Below are 21,425 nucleotides of genomic sequence, written 5' to 3' on the forward strand. Positions count from 1 at the left end.
TAACAAAAAATGGTATGAGTTTTTGGAGTGGTTTAAATTGAAGAGATTACAGAAACTGTCTAGAAGAGATTTTATTAAATTGACGGGTGGAGTTGCTGCTGTAGCTGCTGTTGGAGGTTGTATAGATGGAATCATCCCTGAAACCGATGTCCGTTTAGTTACTAGAACCCCATCTGAGATGGTTGAAGAACTAGGGATGGGGAGTATTGATGGTTTTATGGCTTGGGAGCCTTTCAACGCTGAAGCTGCGGTTGCAGGTTATGGAAACATCATTATAGAGAGTGGTGAGATTTGGGAGAATCATCCATGTTGTGTGATGGCTTATGGAAAAGAATGGCTCGATCAAGACGTAGATGATCGGGAAAATATCTTAAAACGGCTTGCTTGGAGTCAAGTTAAAGCTACCCGGTGGATAAACAACGCCCTTGATGAAGATTCTGAAGAACATGAAGAACTTCTTGAGTTAGCTCAAAGTTTCACTGATAGAGATATGGAGGTTGTTGAGAAAGCGTTTGGACCTATCAAGTTCGATTATGATTTGAACAAAGAAGGAACTGAACAGTATATCAATGACCTCGTAGAGTACCAGATCTTTGATCTTTCACGGTGGGATGAAGTTGGCTATGAAGATGCTGAAGAATATGCAGAGGATATTTTAGAAAAAGATTATGTTGAATGGGCAATTGAAAACATCGATCTATCTATTGAAGATGTTGTCGAAGAAACCGGTGGTGCATTGGATTATGAAATAAATGTTGGGTATCTAGAATACGATTTACATCAACTTTCGTATATAGTATCGGCTGAGAAAGGTTGGTTCGACGATCTCGGATTATCTGTGGAGACAAAGGAATATCCAAATGGCGCTGAATTAATGAGAAATGGTTTCGGCGATAACGACATCGATGTTGGATATTTAGGAACAACACCCGCATTGATACATAGAGTTAACACACCAGGCTGTGAAATCGGTATTTTTGCTGGAGTAAACGCTGAAGGCTCCGCTATTGTCGCTAAAGAAGGAATTGACGAGGTCGAAGATTTTGCAGATATAGAAGATGCGGTTTACGCCACACCTGGTGAGGGCACAATGCAAGAATTTATGTCAATCCGGGTTTTCGATGACGCTGGATTAACCCTCTAAAGTATTAAAACAACAATTATAGGGCCGATCTATCCCTCCTTCCTTTTTTATTTATTTAGGTATGTTGTTACTGTGTCTATTATGACTCCGTATGCTACTCCTGCAAACCAACTTGGTACGTCTTTAAATCCTGTTGTGATTGCTATTGCTGAGGTAACAAATATACCGAGTAACAGGCCTCTTAATGCTGCGTTTTTAAGCCAGTTTTGAGCGCCTGGTATCAATGTCCAACCTCCTGCAAACCCTATAATACCTCCCATAATAACTCTGTTGTACCACATTCCAGTTAGGAACCATTCGTTTCCAGCATACCCAATCCGTACTCCAACGCCTAATATACATAAAACTCCTAGTAGTCCGCCTAAGGCTATTGCGGTTAGAATTCTTTTTGAATTTTTATTCAATTTCATTGTTTAATGATATGTTTTTCGTATATTTATTTTGATTTTTTTTATCGATAGATTTTTAGAGTTTAATTTCTAGATAGGTATGTAGGGTTTGATCTTGCCTCTAGGTGATGTAAATGTCTAGGAAAAGAAAGGGAACTAAAAAATCTAAAGAACTCGAGGAGAAATTGCTTGAGGAGCATTTGGATGACATCAAGGAGATTGAGGAGGGAAGAAGATCGGAAAAGTGATTGTTGAGATAGAAGATGAAGAGGTTGAAGTGGAAGTTAGCGAGGGAGCCAAGATATCTAGTTTGGTTGAACAACTTGAGTTAGATGCAGAATCTATGGTCTTTACCAAAAACGATAGGTTTGTACCAATAGATGAAGAAATTGGAGGTTCTAGACGCATAGGAGTTCATAAGGTTGTTTCTGGAGGGTGATCATAAGTAGCCCTCCAACTTTACTTTATTTTATTTTATTTTGTTTTGTTTTGTTTTGTTTCTGGTTCCTTGATGGTTTTTAGTGGTGATGTGGGATTAGGGTTTCCACTCCTAGTATTATTGCTATTCCCAGTATGAACATTGTTAGGATTATCAAGCTTGTTTTTAGGTTTTCTCCGTCGTGTATTTCTGGTATTAGGTCTGCTGCCCCTATATATATGAATCCTCCTGCCGCCAATGGTATTATGTACATTGGGTCTATTATCTCTGCTCCAAGGTATGCTGTTATTCCTCCGGGCACTATTAGTAGAGCTGCTATGAAGTTTACGGATAATGCTTTTATTTTTTCCCATCCACCGTATACTAGTATTCCGAAGTTTCCTAGTTCTTGTGGGATTTCGTGTGCGGCCACTCCAATTGCGGTTACTATGCCTAGGCTGTAGTCGACTAGGAATGCGGCTCCTATTAGTATTCCATCGACGTAGTTGTGGATTCCATTTGCTATTAGGATTAGATAGCTGAATGGAGTTTTTTCGTGTTCTTGAGGTGTTTTATGGCAGTGATGCCAATGGAGGTATTGTTCTAGTATGAAGAAAAATAGGAATCCACCTATTATTAGTAAGGGTGCTGTTAGTTCACCATGTCCAACTCCTAGGTTATCGAATGCTTCAGGTATTAGGTGTATAAATGCTGCTGCGATTAAAGTACCGGCTGCAAATGCTACTAATAGTTTTATAAGTTTTTTAAAGGTTTTTTGTTTTAATGCGAGTGTGAGTATTCCAATCCAAGCCAGTAATGCTATTATTGTGGTGGCGGTTAAAATCCAGATTAGTTCTTGCATTTTTTTCTCCAGGTTTATATCTATTTAAAATTTAATTTCAATACTTATAATAAGTTTTTAGAGTTATTTAAGTAACCTAGAGCAATTAACAGTGTTTTTTAGTTATAGAAATAGTTTTTTAGAGTTATCTTATGGTTTTTCAGGGTTTTTAGTTGGATTAAGTTGGTTTGGGTTGGTATTTGTGTTTTTTTGTGTGTTATTTGATTCTTACTCGGCGTCCTTCTAGCATGTATACTATTCTGGCTCCTATTTTGCATACTAGGTCGCCTGCTCTTTCGAGGTATCTGGCTACGAATAATAGGTCTGTTGCTTCGTCAACTGTTTTTGGGTCTTTGACCATGAAGATGAATAGTTCATTTTGTATTTGTGTGAATGCTTCGTCAACTATGTCGTCATATTCTGAGAGTGATTCTATTTCTCCTATTTTTTTGTTCATTATTGAGTTTTCGACTATTTCTATCATTTCTGATGTTGTTTCGACCATTCTTTTTGTGTCTACTAGTGGTTTGATTGGTGGTTTGTCGCCTCTTTTTTCTGCGATTATGGTTATTCTTTCTCCTAGGTCGCATATTCGTTCTAGGTTGTCGGATATCTTCATCATTGATGCTATGAATCTTAGGTCGCTTGCTACCGGTTGGTGTAGTGTTATGAGGCGCATGCAGTCTTTTTCTACTTTTAGGGTTATTTTGTTGCTTTTTTCTTCTATTTCGTATACTTGTTCTATTTTTGCTGCATCGTAGTTTTCTAGGATTTCGACCGATTTGCATATTGCTTCTCTGGATAGGTGGCATAGTTTTAGTATGTCGTTTCTGGTTTCTTCTATTGCTTCTTCGAAGCTTTTTCTTCTTGGGGGTTCGGATGTGTCTTCTTCTATTTCTTTCATTTTATTCAACTCTGTTTTTGGTTGGGTTTTGGTTTTGTTTTTATCCGAATCTTCCTGTTATGTAGTCTTCGGTTCTTTTTTTCTTGGGGTTTTCGAATAGTCTGTCGGTTTTTGAGAATTCGATTAGGTCTCCCATGTATAGGAATGTGGTGTAGTCGCTTACTCTTGCGGCTTGTTGCATGTTGTGAGTTACGATTACTACGGTGTAGTTGTCTTTTAGTTTAAATATTAGGTCTTCTATTTTGGACATTGCGACTGGGTCTAACGCGGATGCGGGTTCGTCCATTAGGATTATTTCGGGTTCTACTGCTAGTGCTCTTGCTATGCATAGTCTTTGTTGTTGTCCTCCGCTCATGTCTAGTGCTGATTCGTCTAGTCTGTCAGATACTTCGTCCCATAGTGCTGCATCTTTTAGGCTTTTTTCTACTATGTTGTCAAGTTTGTTTTTGTCTTTTATTCCTGCTATTTTTGGTCCGTATGCGATGTTGTCGTATATGGATTTGGGGAATGGATTTGGTTTTTGGAATACCATCCCGATCTCTCGCCGTAGTTTTGCGGTGTCGATTCCTTTTTCGTATATGTTTGTTCCGTTGTATTCGATGCGGCCTTTTATTGTGCAGTTTTCGATCATGTCGTTCATTCGGTTTAGGCAGCGTATGAATGTTGATTTTCCACAGCCACTTGGTCCGATGATTGCTGTTACTTGGTTTCTTGGTATGTCGAGTGTTATTCCGTTTAGTGCTTGTGTTTCTCCGTAGTACACTTCTAGGTCTCTAACGTTCATTGCTGGGTTTTCTATGTATTCTCCATCTATCTCTATGGGTTGGGTTTTTTCTGTTTTTTTGCTTTCTATTGTTTTTGGTTCGTTTAATCCTGTTGTTGATAAGAATTTTTTTAACATATTTTTCTCACCTTTCATATCTATTTCTTATTAATACTGCTATTGAGTTCATGGTGAGGAGTAAGGCTAGTAGCAGTATGATTCCGGCTGCTGCTATTTCGTTTTGGAATGCTTCAACCGGTTCTTGTATCCATCCGTATATCTGTAGTGGTAGGGCGCTGAACTGGCTGAACAATCCATCTGGTGTTGTGAACATGGAGGTTGCTGCACCTATCATTATTAGTGGAGCTGTTTCTCCAACTGCTCTTGATAGTGATAGTATCGTTCCCGTCATTATTCCTGGAAGGGCTTTTGGTAGGACTACGTTTCTGATTGTTTCCCATTTTGTTGCTCCCAATCCGTATGAAGCTCTTCTCAGGCTGTTTGGTACTGATTTTAATGCTTCTTGAGATGAAACTATCACTATTGGTAGTATAAGTAGTGTTAGGGTTAATGCTCCGGCTATTAGGCTGCTTCCCATCTGTAGTGCTCTTACGAATAAAGCGAGTCCTAATAGGCCGTATACTATGGATGGGACTCCTGCAAGGTTTGATATGTTGGTTTCTATTATTCTTTTTAGTTTTCCATCTTTTGCGTATTCTTCGAGGTATATTGCGGTTCCTACTCCTATAGGTAGTGTGAAGAATGCTGTTAATATCATCAGGTATATCGAGCCTATTAGTGCGGGATAGATTCCTGCTTCTTCGGGTAGGATTGATGGTAGGCCTGTTATGAAGTCTATTGATAGCCAGGTCCAACCGCTTTTTAATACGTCTGCTAGTAGTACGATTAATGCTAATATTCCTACCATTGTTGCTAGGAGGCATATTGTGGCGAAGATTCTTCCTCCAAGACTATCCATCTCTTCGCCTTTGATTAGTTTGAAGTTCTTTAGGTCTTGGATGGTGGTTTTTATGTCCATTAGTCGTATACCTCCTGGTATTTTGATTTCATGTACTGGCTAACCATGTTCATAAGTAGTGTTATTATGAATAGGAGGAGGCCGACGGCGAACAGGCTTTGGTATGGTAGTGAGCCTACTGCTACGTCGCTTGAGCCGATTTCTACCATTGCTGAGGTCATTGTTTGTATTGATTCGAATGGGTTTGCTGTTATGTTGGGGGTTCTTCCTGCTGCGATTGTTACTGCCATTGTTTCTCCGATTGCTCTTGATATTCCTAGGATGAATGATGATAGGATTCCTGATAATGCTGCTGGTATTGTTATGTTGGTTGTTACCCGTAGTTTGGTGGCTCCTAAGGCGTAGCCACCTCTTTTAATTTCGTCTGGGACGGCGTTTATTGCGTCTTCGCTGAGGCTTGATATCATTGGTAGTATCATTATTCCTACAACTATGCTTGCGCTGGCTGCGTTGAATATTCCTACGTCTGGGAATATGTTTTGCAGTATTGGTGTTATGAAGGTTAGGGCGAAAAAACCGTATACGATTGTTGGTATTCCGGCTAGTACTTCTAGTATTGGTTTAATTATTTTACGTAGTCTTTTGTCGGCGTATTCGCTTAGGTATACGGCTGTTGCGACTCCTAGAGGTATGGCGACGATTGCTGCTCCTACTGTTATCATTATTGTTCCTGCGAGAAGTGGTAGGACTCCGAACTCTTGTGGCATCATTGTTGGATACCATTCGGTTCCAAGCAGGAACTCGGTTATTGGTATTTCGGAGAAAAAGCTGATTGAATCGCTTACAAGTATGTATATTATTGCTAATGTGGTGATTATGGAGATTATTGCGCAGGTTAGAAATAGTAGTTTGAATCCTTTTTCTTTTAGATTTCTTAGGCGTGTTGAGTCGAGGCTATTGGTCATTTTGTATCCTATTCCATCTTCTTGTAGGAGTGTTTTGGTGGGGGTTTATCGGTCGGTGTGTTCTTCTACACCTATTTCATCTAATATCTGATTTAATTTTTCTAGGTTTTTTTGTTTTAATTCGTCGCCACCAGGTACATATCCTATCTGTTGTATGTCTTGGCTTGCTGATGATTCAATATAGTATTTTAAGAAGTCTCTTATGTGTTTCTTTTTAAGTGACTCGGTGTTGGCGTATGTGTATACCGGTCTTCTTAATGGTTGATATTTTTCTGTTCTTATTGTTTCGAAGTTCGGTTTTATTGGGCCTTCGCCGTGGTCTATTGCAAGTGCTTTCAGGTGTTCTTTGTTGTTGTGGTAGTATCTATATCCGAAGTATGCCATTGAGTATTTTTGTTGTCTTACTGCGGTTATGTTGTAGTTGTGGTTTTCGAAACCGGTGTATCTTCTTGAAGCGCCTGTTTCACCTACTATTTCTTTTGTGAAGTAGTCAAATGTTCCTGAGGCGCTTGTTGGTCCGTATAATTCGAATTTTTTATCTGGCCAGTTTGGGTTTATGTCGATCCATTTTTCTGCGTAGTTATCTGGTCTCCATATCTGTCTTAGTTGTTCAGTGGTTATGTCGTCGATCCAGTCGGCGTTTTTGTTTACGACGACTACTATACCATCGTATGTTAGTTCGAATTCTTCGTATTCTATGTTGTTTTGTTTGCATTTTTGTATTTCTGATTCGGTGATTGGTCTGCTTGCATTGTTGAAATGTGTTTCGCCTTCGGCTAGTTTTGAGAATCCTCCACCTGTTCCTGATGTTCCTAAGGAGATTTCTGCTCGGTTTTCATATTCGTCGTGGAATCTTCTTGCTATGAACATTGCGAGTGGGTATATTGTTCCACTGCCATCTATGTTGATTCTGTATCTTCCTCCTATGTTTATGCAGCCGGGTATTAGTGCTGTAGTTGTTGTTGCTGCTATCAGTTTGAGGAAGTCTCTTCTGTTTATTTTTTCAGTGAACTCTTGTTTCTCTGGCCAGTCCAATTGTTTTTCACCAGTTTATTGCTAAATGGGTTAGACATATATAGTTTACCAATATAATAACTTATACATATATACAGTATATACCTTATATACTATATTTTGGTGTCTATCAATGGAATCAAGAAAAATATACAAAAGCGGTGGCTCAACCTACGTAATGTCACTACCAAAAAAATGGATAAAAGAATTTGAGATAGAGGAAGGCGACACAGTACTACTATCCAAAAGCGAATCAGCAATAAACATATATACCGAAACAGGTGGAACAGCATCAAAACACATAAAAATAGATACAAAAGAGATACCAACACCAAACGGACTGCTTAGAACAGTAATAGCAGCCTACCTAATGGGTGCAGAAACAATCATAATCAAACTAAACGAAAAAACAAAAGTAGAGTTCAAAAAGAAACTAGAAAAAGCAATAAACAACCTAATAGGAATAGAACTCGTAGAAGACATCGGAGACAAAATAACACTAGAAGTATTCATAGACTACAAAAGAATGGGAGCAATAAAAGTACTAAACAGAATCCACAACACAATGGACTCAATGCTCCACGACCTGGAAAAAGGAATAAGCCTAAACGACAAAGAAATGATAAAAGACGCATTAATGAGAGAAGCCGAAGTAGACCGACTATACTTCTTAGTAGTAAGAGAACTAAATTACGCAACAACATACCAAGCAATACACGAAGAAATAGAAATAAAATCACCAAGAGACGTAATAAGCTATTACGCAATAGTAAAAAGCTTCGAACGTGCATCAGACCACATAGAAGACATATGCAGAGTATACCTACAGATAATGAAAGGAGACGACAAAACACAGATATCAGAAAAAATAGTAGAACTATCAAAAATGCTACGAAAACTCCTAAACAAAGCATGGGAAACAAGAACAAACACACAACTAAACAACTACGAAGAAGTATTCAACGAAATAAAACAATTCCAAAAAAGACACAAAGAAATACACACAAAACTATTTACAGACCTAGAAAACCCATCACTAGTAAGAAAATACACAGACATAATGATCTCACTAAGCAGAATCGCCCAATACATCAGCGACATGACAGAAAACGAAATAAACATAAACATAAAAAACTTCGCAACAACAAAAACCAACAACTAAAAACCTAAAAACGATTCAAAATGCAAATAAAAAACGCAAAAAAAGGAAAAACCACAAAAGAAATAAAACAAATCGCAAAACAAGAAAACATAACCACAAAAGAACTAAAAAGAAAAATCGCAAAAGGCCAAGTAGTAATCCCAAAAAACATAAAAAGAGAAATAAAAAAACCAACCGGAATCGGAAAAGGCCTAACCACAAAAGTCAACGCAAACATAGGAACATCACCAGACTACCAAAACATAGAAAACGAAATAAAAAAAGCAGAAACAGCAATAAACGCCGGAGCAGACACAATAATGGACCTAAGCCTCGGAAAAAACATGCAAAAAACACTCAAACAACTAATCAAAAAAACAGAAACCCCAATAGGAACAGTCCCCCTATATAGAGCATTTCACAAAAAACCAATACCAGAAATAACATCCAACCACATACTACAAACAATCGAAAACCACGCAGAAATGGGAGTAGACTTCATAACAATCCACTCAGGAATAACACAAGAAGTACTACAAAAACTAAACAAAACAAACAGAACCATGGACATAGTCAGCAGAGGAGGTTCATTGATATCAGCATGGATCACACACCACCAACAAGAAAACCCATTACACAAAGAATTCGACAAAATACTAGAAATAGCAAGCCAATACGACATGACACTAAGCCTAGGCGACGGAATGAGACCCGGATGCATCAACGACGCAACAGACAAACCACAACTAACAGAACTCCAAACACTATCCAAACAAGTTGAAAAATGCCAAGAAAACAACGTACAAGTAATGGTTGAAGGCCCCGGACACATACCAATGAACGAAATAAAATTCAACATCGAAATCCAGAAAAAACTATGCAACCAAGCACCATTCTACGTACTCGGCCCACTCGTAACCGACATCGCACCAGGATACGACCACATCACAGGAGCAATAGGAGGTGCAATAGCAGCATGGCATGGAGCCGACCACCTATGCTACGTAACACCAGCAGAACACCTATGCCTACCAAACAAACAAGACGTAAAAGAAGGAGTCATAGCTTCAAAAATAGCCGGCCACGCAGCCGACATAGCAAACGGAATCAAAAAACAAAAAGACAAAGAAATGGCAGATGCAAGAAAAAATCTAAACTGGGAAAAACAAATCGAACAAGCAATAGACCCACAAAAACCAACACAACTAAGAAAACAAAGACCAACCGAAGACCCAGAAACATGCAGCATGTGCTCAGACAAATGTGCAATCAAAACAACAGAAAAATACCTCAAAAAAACCAAATAAAACAACAAAAATCCCAAACAAAGATATACCACTAACCCCATTACTTCATTTGAAGCCGATGTCTTTTTTTACAGCCAAGATCAACATCGGTACCAAAAAGAGGTTCTAATATGAGGGATGATGTTCTACACCGAAAATAAAGATAGAAAAATACGGATATTCGATACAACACTACGCGATGGAGAACAAACACCAGGAGTTTCACTCAGTATCGAAGACAAAATAAACATAGCAAACCAACTAGACGCCCTAAACGTCGATGTAATAGAAGTAGGATTCCCCTCCTCATCAAAAGGAGAGATGGATTCCGCTAAAAAAATAATACAACAAAACTTCGACACAAACATCTGTGGCCTAGCAAGAGCAAAAAAAACAGACATAGACGCATGTATAGAAGCCGGAGTCGACACAATACACCTATTCATATCAACATCCGACATACAACTAAAACACACAATCAAAAAAACAAAAAAACAAGTCAAAGAGATCATAGCCGACCAGATAACATACCTAAAAGACCACGACGTAAACTGTCTATTCTCAGCAATGGACGCAACAAGAACCGACTTAGACTACCTCATAGATGTCTACCAAAAAGCAGAACAAGCCGGAGCAGACACAATAAACGTCCCAGACACCGTTGGAATAACCACCCCACACGCAATGGGACAACTAATCAAAAAGATATCAAAAGAAATCTCAATTCCAATAGACATACACTGCCACAACGATTTCGGACTAGCAGTAGCAAACAGCCTACACGGCATCGAATTCGGAGCAAGCCAAGTACAAACCACAATAAACGGAATAGGAGAAAGAGCCGGAAACGCATCACTACAACAAACAGTCATGGGAATAGAATGCCTACTCAACCTCCAAACAAACATAAAAACAGAAAAACTCTACGAAACATCAAAACTAGTAGAAAGACTAACAGGAATCCCAATACTACCCAACACACCCATAATCGGAGAAAACGCATTCTCACACGAATCCGGAATACACGCACAAGGAGTCATATCTGATAGCGAAACCTTCGAACCAGGAATCATGACCCCAGAAATGGTCGGCCATAAAAGACGTCTAGTCCCAGGAAAACACGTAGGCAGGCACGCAGTAAAAACCATGCTTTCAGACGCAGGACTAAACCCCAACGAAGAACAACTAAACGAAATAGTCTCAAGAGTAAAAAACCTAGGAGACAAAGGCAAAAAAGTAACCGACGTAGACCTCTACACAATAGCAGAAGTAGTAATGAACTCAGTCTCCAAAAAAGTCATAGACCTACAAGAACTCGCAGTAATGACAGGAAACCAAATGACCCCCACAGCCTCAATAAAAGCCAAAATAGAAGGCAAAGAAAAAAGAGCCTCCGACATAGGAGTAGGGCCAGTAGACGCAGCAATAAACGCAGCCCAATCACTAGTAGGAGAGTTCCCCAACATAAGCCTAAAAACATTCAAAGTCGAAGCAATAACAGGCGGATCAGACGCAATAGCAGAAATAATAATCGAAGTAGAAGACAGCGAAGGAAGAACCGTAACAGCAAGATCAGAAAGCGAAGACATAGTTATGGCAAGCGTAGACGCATTAATATCAGGAATGAACCGCCTAATGATAGAAAAACAAAAAAACAAAAATAAACAATAAAAAACCGACCCCTAAAAAAAAAGGGGTCTAAAAACCCTTGACATCCTTCCCAAAACCACCCTAACCAACCATACTATCCATTCTATCGATCTAAATTTATTTTTAAATCACTTTCTTTTAAATCCTATCTCCCTTCCGATCGATATCACCAATGTAGTTAACACCACTATAATAAATGTCGATATGATGTTTTGGCCCGGTGTTTCTCCGACATTGACTGTTAAAGTTTCAGTATTGTAACTAACAACTTCATCCCCAGTTTGATATCCATCCGCTTCAACAAGGAGTTCATGTTCTCCTGCCTGAGTGAAATAGATAACAGCCAATCCATCACTATCTGTATTCTCTGATTGATAGTTTGTTGAGATGGTGGCGTTTTCAATTGGTTCACCATCAGATGTAACCTCTATCTCTACAGCTCTATCAACAACTATATGTCCTTTATCAGTCTTTATTTCCACATTCAAATCTTTTTCAACCAGGTCGTACTTAACTTCAGTTTCCATCCAAGCATTGTAATAACTAACTTCATCCCCCTCTTTTTCAGCAAACACATCGACGGTTTCAGTTGAATTAAATGTGAACACAACCTCACCATCTTCATTCGTTACTCCGGTTCTATCGCCTGCAATGACCTCAGCATCTTCAACAGCAGTACCACTTGAACTTACTGTATAAACAATCTCCTCACCTACAACTACTTCTTCAGACCCATCTATCTCCAGTTCTTTATATTCACCTTTATAAACATCTATATAAGCAGTTGGTTCTCCATCAACCAACAACTCAATCGCTTCAGAACCTGTTGCAGTAGGAGTTATTGAAATCCATCCAAACTGTCCGGAGTACCCTTCATTATACTCGGTTGTACTGTACACTCGATACTCAGTTATAGAGCCATCTGCGCTGATTTCGATTCCATCTTCAAGAGGTGCATCACTTAAATTAGCTGTTTTTAACGTAACCATTAACTCATGGGTTTCCCCAAACGGCAACCCCATCGATATGTTATCATCACCGGTGGTCAACGTCTGGTTTAACGTAGGGCTATAAACTTCCATATGTGGAGATTCGGCAATCAACAAAGGAGTATCTACAACTCCAGCTTTCAACTCACTATCTACAGACTCACACCCAACTTTCCAATACACCTCTACAGGCTTATTAGGTGTAAAACCAAAGGTAGCATTACCATCACTATCTAGTTCTAGATATTTTTCATCAGAACAATTCAAACCATTAAAAAAACTTGCATTTAAAACATCATCTGAACAATTCATCCATAAAGTACCGTTTTCAATAGGATTCCCCTCAAAATCCAATGCAGTTATGTTTACCTCATACTCCCTATCAAGCCCAGATGTTGCTATAAACTCCATATCAAAACCATCTATAGTATATTCAATATCTGGTGGATAAACGGTTATCTCGCCTTTAACAACCGTATTATTCTCATCAGTTATGGTAACATTAAAAACACCACTCTCATTAAAAACAAAATCATCATCACTCAAATCTAACTCATCAGACTCTTCCGAATCAAAATCATCGATATCTATGTCATAAAACTCTCTATCCCCATATGAAATAACAACATTTAGATCCCCAGAAATATCTGAATCGATTTCAGATATAACTAAAGAATCATATTTAACGCCGGCCGTTAATTCTTCAGGATCAATATCAAAAGAATCCTCATCATCAAACGACGTAGCACCATAAACCGGGTTTAACAACCCTATAACAAATAAAGCCACAATACATAGTGAAACAAACATTATTTTAATTCGAACATCAATATCCATTTATTCTCCTCCGATAAAGTTAGTTACAACCTAAGTTATATTCTTTATGGACAAGACGACAAACCTTATATGTGCTTCCACATAAAACAGTTTATTATCTAAATTAATCCAACCTAATCCGACCTAACTATCAGTAAATTTAATAATCCTAAGTATAAACAAACTTTATCTTTATAATTGATATTTTTTTATTTAGTTTGGATTTGTTATGAGTTAACCTTATACTGGTTAATTATATAACTCATTTATGAGTTATGTTGTAGATCAACATAATTGATATAAGGAGGTTTTTAGTTATATGAAAAGTTCTTCTAAACGAAATATCTCAGTACTAATCGGAGTGGCGTTATTGGTTTTGGTTTTTACTCTAGGGTCTGTTGCTGCTGTTTCAGCAGAACAAGAGTATATAGATCCACGGATTCAACCCAGCGACGTTGTGAAAGGAGATAATGTTACCTTCACTATGCAGATGTGTACACCTATAGATATCGTTGATGGAGAGTTCGAAGATCCTGATCATTTTAAAGATATAATGGATTCAATGCTTCAGTTTGCTGCTTTAGATGACGAAAGAAATAGTTATATTGGTATTGATGTTAGAGATATCTCCATTGAGATACCGGATAACAAGGTAGAGAACCTTGAGGTCGATGATATCTATGCCATTATGGGTGGGGAAACAGATGAAAATATCTCTGCAGAGCTTGTTAAAACCCAGTTCGACCAGATAACACTTTTTGTGGACACTGAAAACCCAGAATACGGTGCTTTTGAAGTAAGCTTCATAACAGACCCATACCAAGAAATAGATGAGGAAAATGAAGAGGCAAGGCTTTGTTGCGTAGAAATGAAATGGATTACTGGTGAAGAAACAGTTAGTGGGGACTACAGTATACGTGCTTCAGCAACACCACTAGGCTGTGAATCAAAAGTATTTACCGTTGCTGATGGACAGTTATCGATAGATGGGCCTGAAGAAGTAGTTATTGGAGAAGAAGCTGAATATGAAATAACAGATCAACATGGAGAGCCGGTTGAGAATGCAACAGTCACAACTGAAAACCAAGAAGTAACTACAGATGAAGATGGAGTAGCAGTCATCACATTCGAAGATACAGGCACTTTCAATGTCCAAGCTGAAAAAACCAACGAACTGATCTACCTAAGCGATGATATGTACACCCAAGTAACATCAGAATTGCCTGGATTTACATTAATAATAGCATTAATTGCATTGATAGGTGCAGTAGGAGCTTATGCCCTAATAAATAAAAAGAAACAATAAAGAACCTAACTCAGGGTAAAAACCCACCTACATCACATTATTTTTTTATTTTATCTTTATTTTGGTTTGGTTTGGTTTGGCTTTTTTGCTAGTGTTTTGACTATGGCTCTTTTTCCTTGTATGGTTTCTTCTATTCGTTCTATGTATTCGATGATGGTTAGTTTGTTTAGTAGTTTTAGTAGTTGGCCTCTTTTGTATCTTACTTCGTTGTTTTCGGGTCCGATGTCTATGTTTGTGTTTGTTTTTATGTGGCTTTCCCACATGATGTAGCCACCTTTTTTTAGGGAGTTTATTAGTTTGTTTATTTGTTGTTTTTCTTTTATATGGAAGTAACTTAATGTGATTAGGTTGTATTTTTTTGGTTCGGTTTGGAGTTTTAGTATGTCTCCGTGTATCCAGTTGACTTCTACGTTTTTTTTGTTGGCTCTTTCTTTTGCGATTTTTAGGGCTTCGGTTGAGATGTCTATTGCATCTACGTTGTATCCTTGTTCAGCTAGGTATATTGAGTTTCTTCCGGCGCCGCAGGCTATGTCGAGTGCGTTGCCTTTTGGTATTTTCTCGATCCATTTAACTAGGAAGGGGGATGGGTCTTCTCTTCGGTGTCTTCCTTTTTTGTATTTTTCGTTCCAATGTGATTCATCAAATTTGTCTTTTTCCATACTGGTTTCCTCATTTGTCGTTTTTTGGTTTGTAACTTCCTCCAGTTTTTTGGAGGCATTCTGCGGCTATTTTATTTCCTTCTTTTAGACATTTTTCTGGGTTTTTGTTGTTTATATATGCTTTTATGTATCCTGCTGCGAATGCATCTCCAGCACCTGTTGCATCAACTATTTTTATGTCTTTAGCTGGTGCTTTGTAGCTTTTTTGTCTGGTGTGTACTGTTGAGCCTTGGCTTCCAAGTGTTACAACAACTTTTTCAACGCCGATTTTAAGTAGTTTTTGATGTGCTTTGTTGGTTTTATCCCCGGTTAGGTCTTCTAGTTCTTTTTTACTTAAGAAGAGGATGTTTATTTTCTTTAGTATGGGTTTGAGTTTTTCAAGTCCTTGTTCCCTGCATAGGGGTCCTGGGTTGTAGCTGAATTGGTTGTCTGTTTCAAGTATTTTTTTAGTGAATTTGTGGCCTTTTTGGTCTAAGAAAGAGCTTATGTGGATTAATTTTGGTTTTGTTAGGTATTTCTGGTTTATTTTGTTGTAGTCGATGTGTGAACCTACTCCTCCATAGGTGTATAATGTTCTGTCTCCGTCGGAGTCTACTATGCTGTATGCACAGCCGGTTCGACCCGGTTTTTTCTGAATTTGGCTGTGGTCTATGTCGTTTTCTATTAGGTTTTTAAAGATAGATTTGGCTTCGGGGTCTTTACCTACTGCTCCTATAAAACCAAGCTGGAGGTTGTATTTTGATAACCATGATATGGTGTTATAAGCCGATCCACCCGCAGATTCTTCTATTTGGTTTATTGGTGATTCACCGCCACGTTCAGCCAGTTTATCGGTGAATAACAAGCGGTCCCAATTTAGGTTTCCAATACCTACTACATCCATTTTGTTCACCCTAGGTCTGCGGCTTCTCCACGAACGGTTTTTCTATATTTTATGTGTTTTTTTACTATTTCTTCGGTTTCTTCCTCTCTTACTAAACGTATATCTGGTATTGAGGTCTCCAGTTCTATTAAAAGGTCTTTAATTGGTTTTGGAGCCGATTCAGTGTTTTTCTCGATTTTTTCGATATTTTTTTCCCATTGGGTAACCAGTTTTTCAGGTTCGTTTGAATTTAGAATTGGCTCTATGTATCGGATGTTTTCGGAGCCAACTGCGTATTTGGCGTTTGGGATTGCATATTGGTTTCCATTAAAAACTATGCTTTTACCATCATGTTTTTTGATTTCACCTAGCATTTTGTAATCTGTTATGCTGTCGCCAACGACTGAGATGTCTTGTAAAGGTACTTTGTATTTTTTTGAGATCTCTTTAACCGCCTCAAGTTTTTTAGCGCCACCAACAACTTTAACTCTTTCTAAGGGATTGCCATACTCTGTTTTGGGCAGTTCTTTGAAGAAAAAACTATCCAGTTTTTCAACTAAACCATCTATTTCATCTATTTCAACTATTTCATGGCTAACTTCTTTTATCCGGTTTTTAAGGTCTTTAGAAATCAATTTCTGAAGTTCGTTGAAATCTATTTGTGTGCACCATATATCTTCACTCGGAACTCCTATTCTATCTCCAATAGTGTGCGCGTGATAGCTATAGCTGGTTGATATTATCTTAACTATCCATCCATCTTTTTTTAATCTATTGACAAGTTCTTTAGAACCATTTACAACCTTGGCTTTATTAGAAATTTCAAGGACGTTATTTTCATCAATTCCCTCTGCAACAAGGAATGGAGCTATTAGTGAGAGGGTGTCACCAGGCTCATAACCCTCCCTACCTTCAAGCGATATAATATCATCAAACTTACTTATTTTTTCAAAAACCTCTTTACCACCATCTAATAACCCCATTACCTCAAACGCATTATCTTGTGGAGACAAAGGTCCTTCTAAATCAAAACAAACAATCTTACGCATATATATCCTCCATTAAACAATCAAATCGAACTATATTAAACAAACATGAATTAATCTCACAAAAAAATAAAACAATTCACTTGAACAATTCAGTTGAGCAAAAAAATACTGACCTCATAGAAATCATAATAGGTAAAAAAACAAAAATAAAGTTAAGTTTGAGTTAGGTTTATTACTTTTTTTGTTATCTTTTATGGAGAGTAGTTTTGATAAGGTGGTTAGTTTTAATAAAGGTTTAAACCCCTTTATCTTGAAGGTGGAAGGGGTTTTGGTCTTAGATTAGAGCATATTTGAATTAAAATATTTTTTTAGATTTTTTGTTTTTTAGCTAGGAGTTCTGCGTTTAGTATAGATGCTCCTGCTGCACCTCTTATCGTGTTGTGTCCTAGTATTGTCATCTGTATTTCTTCGTCCCCTCTGATTCTACCGGCGGTTACGGCCATTCCTTTTTGTTTGTTTCTATCCAATCGGGATTGTGGGCGGTCGTTTTCTTCTCTAACTATTACTGGTTGTTTTGGTGCTGTTGGGAGGTCCAGTTTTTGTGGTTCTCCTTGGAAGTTGTTCATCGTTTTCTTTATTTCTTCGAGTTCTGGTTTTTCTTCTAACTCTATCCAGAGGTTTTCAAGATGTCCATCTATAACTGGTACTCTGTTGCATGTTGCTTTTATTTTGAAGTCTTTGTGTTTTATCTCTCCATTTTGTAGGTCTCCTAACATTTTCTGTATCTCAGTTTCAACTTTGTCTTCCTCGCCACCTATATATGGAATTACGTTGTCTACTATCGCCATTGATGGTACTCCTGTGTAGCCGGCTCCACTTACGGCTTGAAGTGTTGCTACTCTCAGGTTTTTTATTCCAAACTCTCTTGCTATAGGTGTTACTGGTAATGTTAGAATTATTGATGAACAGTTGGGGTTTGTTATTATTGCTCCGTCCCAACCTCTGTTTTCTCTTTGGATGTCGATTAGATCTATGTGTTCTGGATTGACTTCCGGTATTAGTAATGGGACGTCTTCTGCCATTCGGTATGCAGATGCATTACTTGCTACTGTATATCCTTGTTCTGCGAATTTAGGTTCAACTTCACGGGCTATGTTTGAGGGTAGTGCGCTGAAAATTATGTCTGCTTCGAAGCCTGGTTGGGTTTCAACAACCTCTATGTCTCTGACAGATTCAGGCATCTCGGTATCCAATACCCAGTTTGCGGCTTCGCTATATTTTTTTCCAGCACTTCTCTCGGAAGCTGCTAATGCAGTTAGATTAAACCATGGATGGTCGGTCAGTAGGGAAATGAATCTTTGACCCACCATTCCGGTGGCACCGATGACTCCGACGTCTAAGTTCATTTTATTTTCTCCAGTTAAACGGGTCCAACTGGACACTCAGTTTCGCAGTTTCCACATTCTACACATTTGGAGCTGTCAACATTTACCATATCTTCAACTGTTACAGCATCTACTGGACATACAGTCTCACAGGCTCCACATGAAATACATTCTTCTAAGTCAACTATTGCTGGCATAATAAAAAACCTCCATTAATTTTCGTGATAATTAGATGTTTTTTAGATATATAAAAACTTTCGATAAAAAATAAATAGAAACCACCCCACCCAGACAAACCTACCTAAACTCTCTAAAAACTATTTCGAACCGAATTTAAAAGATCTAATCAACTCCCTTATATTCTTCAGTAATAACCTTGAGAATCCTCTCAGCAGTTTTCTCTCCAACACCCTCAACATCCAGTAAATCTTCCTTATCTGCAGTAAAAACACCACGAACAGATCCAAACCTATCTAACAATGCCTCAGCAGTCTTAGGACCAACCATTGGAATTGAAGAAGCTACATACCGCTGAATCTCACCAACCGACTTAGTAGGTTTTTTTGAATGAGGGTTAGGTGTTCTAGAACTACCATCCTGCTCCCTCTTCGCAATCAACTTAATATATTCCGCCGTCTCAAAACCATTTTTCGTACGAATTATTGGAATCCCATAATCTATAGTTATAGACGATATAGCACCACGAACCGAATTAATATGTATATCACGACCCGCTCTATCATCCAATCCCTCAATGACTAAAACAGGACACTCAAAATTATCACGCAATTCAGACAACTGATCAAAAAGACCACGATTCCGGTCAACCATAGACGAAACAAAATCTACAGTAGACTTACGCTCAACACAAGTTCTATCAGACAAAACATAATCACCAACATCAAGCGCCTCAACAACAACATCGACATCTGAATCTACCAAAGCACTAAAAACATCACAACGCCTCTCCCTATGATCAACAACAATCTTTACAACCAAAAACAAAACCCCCAAATCCAAATCAATTCAAACATAAATCCAAATCCAAATGAAAAATCTATACATTATTCAAACAACTATACAACCAGCTCTAACCTTAATTACTAAAAAAACCCAACCCAACAACTAGAACTTATTTATCTTAACTTGATAATTCGTTAATGATTTCTATTTTAAACCATACTATACTTATTATCTATAAAAGTTAATTATTTTATCTATAAGGAAACTTTGACACTGTTTTATATTTGATTTATTTGGGGTTGAGTTAATTGAAAGTCCTTGCACCAGTTAGGTATCCTATCCTTGAGCAAGGTAGGAGGACATTGATTAAAGCTAAGGAAATAGCTTTAGAAAACGAAGCCGAGTTAGTTATACTTTATGTAAATCTTTTTCAAGATGGAGATGACATCAAAAAGATTGAACTTCGGCGGGAAGTTGAAAGACTTATAGATGGCTATCCAGCACAATATATAATTAAAGAAGGTTTTCTCGTTGAAGAAGTTATTCTAGATGAAATCGTTCGACAGAACCCTGATTTAGTGGTTTTAGGTAAAAACCAAGAGTCAAAGTGGAAAAGACTACTTAAAAGCCTTATTAAAACGGAAGCTAATAGATATTTCCCTAATGTCGAGAAATACATCAAGGATAGAGCAGATACAGAAATCATAGTGGTTGATTAACCTTGGATATAAAATAAGTATTAATTAAACAAACAAGAATTAATACAAGGATTAATTTAATCCTAATTTGGTTATGATTACTTGATAACTTTGTTTAAATTGTTTGGGATGGAAATTGGGAATTGATTGAGAATACTGAGTTATTTTGGAGCCGGATGTCTGAAGCAATCTATAGCGTAGGTCCTCGTTTTATATTAGCTATAGTTATAGTTGTAGTTGGTTATGTAGTCGCTAAATGGTCTATTAAACATTTCACGAGGCCGATAGCGGTATGGTTGAAACGTCCCGCTTTGGTTAAACCAGCGCTTACCGCATTGAAGTATTTGATTTTAATTTTATTCATATTACTTGCCTTAAGAGTTGTTGGTATAGAACTGACCAATATACTGTTAAGTGCAACCATAATCTCTGTTATCGTTGGTGTTGTCGTTGCTCCAATAGCTGCTAACTTTATTTCAGGGGCATTTTTGTTGTCGGACCGTCCATATGACGTTGGAGACCTGATCCACATACCTGATTTAGATCGTACAGGTTTTGTTAGAGAGATAACGATGTCATACACACGTATATTGACTTTAGAAGACACTTCTCTTGTTGTTCCAAACAGAAGGATGCGGGATAGGGACGTTGAAAACTTTACACAAGGAGATTTGAGAATAAAGCGAACATTCGATTTCGAAGTCAGCTACCAAAGCGACTTAGATAAAGCTAGAGAGGTGGCTACAAACGCTGCGGCAGAGGTAGAAGGCGTCATAACAGACCGAGAAAGAGTAACCTTGATGTCAACATACTATCCCATTAAACCTCAAACAAGAGTTAAGGAATTCGGTGAAAGCGGAATAAAACTACAGTTAGTATACTGGCTAGAAACACCCTACTATCTAAAAGGAATGAACTCAAAAGTAGCTTACAATGTATACAAAAAACTAATAGAAAACGATATAAGCATCCCTTATCCACACAGAAAAATAATAATGGATCAAAACCAGCGTGTAGAAAAATAAAAACTATCGGTTCCTAAAACTTAGTTTCGAGTTTATTCTTCTACATGTGGTTCTAGGATAATCCGGTTTTTGTTTTTATCAACATATATATCTGATTTGCAGGTTGATAGGTCTAAACCAAGGTTTCTACCTACTTCCCGAGGTATCGTTATTTTAAGGTAGTTTGTTCCATTGCTTTTATATTTTGAGAATTTTCTTGTGCCTATGAAGACTGGTGAACCTATCATAATAACCAGTAT

The 21,425-nt window shown here is 37.8% G+C and carries 23 protein-coding genes; 8 read left to right on the top strand and 15 right to left on the bottom strand.

Annotated elements, in window-relative coordinates; all coding sequences use genetic code 11:
* Positions 1-37: 37 nt before the first annotated feature.
* A complete protein-coding gene (locus tag AMET1_RS03220; protein ID WP_161490740.1) occupies positions 38-1,144 on the top strand; it encodes an ABC transporter substrate-binding protein in 1,107 nt (368 codons plus the stop codon).
* A 47-nt stretch (positions 1,145-1,191) separates the two neighbouring features.
* Here the strand turns inward: AMET1_RS03220 and AMET1_RS03225 are convergent, their stop codons facing one another.
* On the bottom strand, positions 1,192-1,554 hold the full coding sequence (locus tag AMET1_RS03225; RefSeq protein WP_086637041.1) for a hypothetical protein: 363 nt from the start codon (positions 1,552-1,554) through the stop codon (positions 1,192-1,194).
* 223 nt (positions 1,555-1,777) lie between these two features.
* On the opposite strand from AMET1_RS03225, the gene AMET1_RS03230 reads away from it, so the two are divergent.
* Entirely contained in the window at positions 1,778-1,972 is a 195-nt protein-coding gene (locus AMET1_RS03230) for a MoaD/ThiS family protein (protein WP_161490741.1), read from the top strand.
* A gap of 79 nt (positions 1,973-2,051) precedes the next feature.
* Here AMET1_RS03230 and AMET1_RS03235 read toward each other — a convergent pair whose 3' ends face one another.
* From AMET1_RS03235 to AMET1_RS03260, 6 genes are all read right to left on the bottom strand, one after another.
* Positions 2,052-2,813, bottom strand: a complete 762-nt coding sequence (locus AMET1_RS03235; protein WP_086637043.1) for a ZIP family metal transporter — start codon at positions 2,811-2,813, stop codon at positions 2,052-2,054.
* A 196-nt stretch (positions 2,814-3,009) separates the two neighbouring features.
* The gene (phoU, locus tag AMET1_RS03240; protein WP_086637044.1) at positions 3,010-3,696 is read right to left on the bottom strand and encodes a phosphate signaling complex protein PhoU; all 687 of its coding nucleotides are present in this window, start codon (positions 3,694-3,696) and stop codon (positions 3,010-3,012) included.
* Between the two features lie 40 nt (positions 3,697-3,736).
* Entirely contained in the window at positions 3,737-4,597 is an 861-nt protein-coding gene (gene pstB, locus AMET1_RS03245) for a phosphate ABC transporter ATP-binding protein PstB (protein WP_086637045.1), read from the bottom strand.
* Between the two features lie 7 nt (positions 4,598-4,604).
* Positions 4,605-5,438 (bottom strand): phosphate ABC transporter permease PstA, encoded by an 834-nt coding sequence (gene pstA / locus AMET1_RS03250; protein ID WP_394334878.1) that lies wholly within the window; start codon positions 5,436-5,438, stop codon positions 4,605-4,607.
* Between the two features lie 59 nt (positions 5,439-5,497).
* Positions 5,498-6,403, bottom strand: coding sequence for a phosphate ABC transporter permease subunit PstC (gene pstC / locus AMET1_RS03255; RefSeq protein WP_086637047.1), 906 nt, complete (start codon positions 6,401-6,403; stop codon positions 5,498-5,500).
* A gap of 45 nt (positions 6,404-6,448) precedes the next feature.
* Positions 6,449-7,438 carry a substrate-binding domain-containing protein gene (locus AMET1_RS03260; RefSeq protein WP_086637048.1) on the bottom strand — a complete coding sequence of 330 codons (990 nt, stop codon included), beginning with the start codon at positions 7,436-7,438 and terminating at the stop codon, positions 6,449-6,451.
* Positions 7,439-7,550: 112 nt separating this feature from the next.
* On the opposite strand from AMET1_RS03260, the gene AMET1_RS03265 reads away from it, so the two are divergent.
* The 3 genes from AMET1_RS03265 (at position 7,551) to AMET1_RS03275 (ending at position 11,515) form a co-directional block, all read left to right on the top strand.
* The gene (locus tag AMET1_RS03265; protein WP_086637049.1) at positions 7,551-8,579 is read left to right on the top strand and encodes a PhoU domain-containing protein; all 1,029 of its coding nucleotides are present in this window, start codon (positions 7,551-7,553) and stop codon (positions 8,577-8,579) included.
* Between the two features lie 20 nt (positions 8,580-8,599).
* Positions 8,600-9,865: a phosphomethylpyrimidine synthase ThiC gene (thiC, locus tag AMET1_RS03270; protein ID WP_086637050.1), complete on the top strand. Its 1,266-nt coding sequence runs from the start codon at positions 8,600-8,602 to the stop codon at positions 9,863-9,865.
* A 117-nt stretch (positions 9,866-9,982) separates the two neighbouring features.
* Positions 9,983-11,515 (top strand): 2-isopropylmalate synthase, encoded by a 1,533-nt coding sequence (locus AMET1_RS03275; protein ID WP_086637051.1) that lies wholly within the window; start codon positions 9,983-9,985, stop codon positions 11,513-11,515.
* 107 nt (positions 11,516-11,622) lie between these two features.
* Here AMET1_RS03275 and AMET1_RS03280 read toward each other — a convergent pair whose 3' ends face one another.
* A complete protein-coding gene (locus AMET1_RS03280; RefSeq protein WP_086637052.1) occupies positions 11,623-13,320 on the bottom strand; it encodes a carboxypeptidase-like regulatory domain-containing protein in 1,698 nt (565 codons plus the stop codon).
* Between the two features lie 298 nt (positions 13,321-13,618).
* Between AMET1_RS03280 and AMET1_RS03285 the strand changes: the two genes are divergently transcribed.
* The gene (locus AMET1_RS03285) at positions 13,619-14,605 is read left to right on the top strand and encodes an Ig-like domain-containing protein (RefSeq protein ID WP_086637053.1); all 987 of its coding nucleotides are present in this window, start codon (positions 13,619-13,621) and stop codon (positions 14,603-14,605) included.
* Positions 14,606-14,661: 56 nt separating this feature from the next.
* Here the strand turns inward: AMET1_RS03285 and AMET1_RS03290 are convergent, their stop codons facing one another.
* From AMET1_RS03290 to AMET1_RS03315, 6 genes are all read right to left on the bottom strand, one after another.
* Positions 14,662-15,264: a class I SAM-dependent methyltransferase gene (locus AMET1_RS03290; protein WP_086637054.1), complete on the bottom strand. Its 603-nt coding sequence runs from the start codon at positions 15,262-15,264 to the stop codon at positions 14,662-14,664.
* A gap of 10 nt (positions 15,265-15,274) precedes the next feature.
* Positions 15,275-16,147 (bottom strand): carbohydrate kinase family protein, encoded by an 873-nt coding sequence (locus tag AMET1_RS03295; RefSeq protein ID WP_143406825.1) that lies wholly within the window; start codon positions 16,145-16,147, stop codon positions 15,275-15,277.
* Positions 16,148-16,152: 5 nt separating this feature from the next.
* Complete coding sequence (locus AMET1_RS03300; protein ID WP_143406826.1) at positions 16,153-17,175, bottom strand: HAD hydrolase family protein; 1,023 nt, start codon at positions 17,173-17,175, stop codon at positions 16,153-16,155.
* 308 nt (positions 17,176-17,483) lie between these two features.
* A complete protein-coding gene (gene asd / locus AMET1_RS03305) occupies positions 17,484-18,521 on the bottom strand; it encodes an aspartate-semialdehyde dehydrogenase (protein ID WP_086637057.1) in 1,038 nt (345 codons plus the stop codon).
* 14 nt (positions 18,522-18,535) lie between these two features.
* A complete protein-coding gene (locus tag AMET1_RS03310; RefSeq protein ID WP_086637058.1) occupies positions 18,536-18,697 on the bottom strand; it encodes a DUF362 domain-containing protein in 162 nt (53 codons plus the stop codon).
* Between the two features lie 145 nt (positions 18,698-18,842).
* Positions 18,843-19,499, bottom strand: coding sequence for an ERCC4 domain-containing protein (locus AMET1_RS03315; protein WP_143406827.1), 657 nt, complete (start codon positions 19,497-19,499; stop codon positions 18,843-18,845).
* A 272-nt stretch (positions 19,500-19,771) separates the two neighbouring features.
* Here AMET1_RS03315 and AMET1_RS03320 point away from each other — a divergent pair, with 272 nt between their 5' ends.
* Both AMET1_RS03320 and AMET1_RS03325 read left to right on the top strand, forming a co-directional pair.
* Entirely contained in the window at positions 19,772-20,182 is a 411-nt protein-coding gene (locus tag AMET1_RS03320; protein WP_086637060.1) for a universal stress protein, read from the top strand.
* A gap of 122 nt (positions 20,183-20,304) precedes the next feature.
* Complete coding sequence (locus tag AMET1_RS03325; protein ID WP_143406828.1) at positions 20,305-21,186, top strand: mechanosensitive ion channel family protein; 882 nt, start codon at positions 20,305-20,307, stop codon at positions 21,184-21,186.
* Positions 21,187-21,218: 32 nt separating this feature from the next.
* Here the strand turns inward: AMET1_RS03325 and AMET1_RS03330 are convergent, their stop codons facing one another.
* Complete coding sequence (locus tag AMET1_RS03330; protein ID WP_086637062.1) at positions 21,219-21,413, bottom strand: hypothetical protein; 195 nt, start codon at positions 21,411-21,413, stop codon at positions 21,219-21,221.
* Between the last annotated feature and the right edge of the window lie 12 nt (positions 21,414-21,425).

Source organism: Methanonatronarchaeum thermophilum, assembly GCF_002153915.1.
GTDB classification, from domain to species: Archaea; Halobacteriota; Methanonatronarchaeia; order Methanonatronarchaeales; family Methanonatronarchaeaceae; genus Methanonatronarchaeum; species Methanonatronarchaeum thermophilum.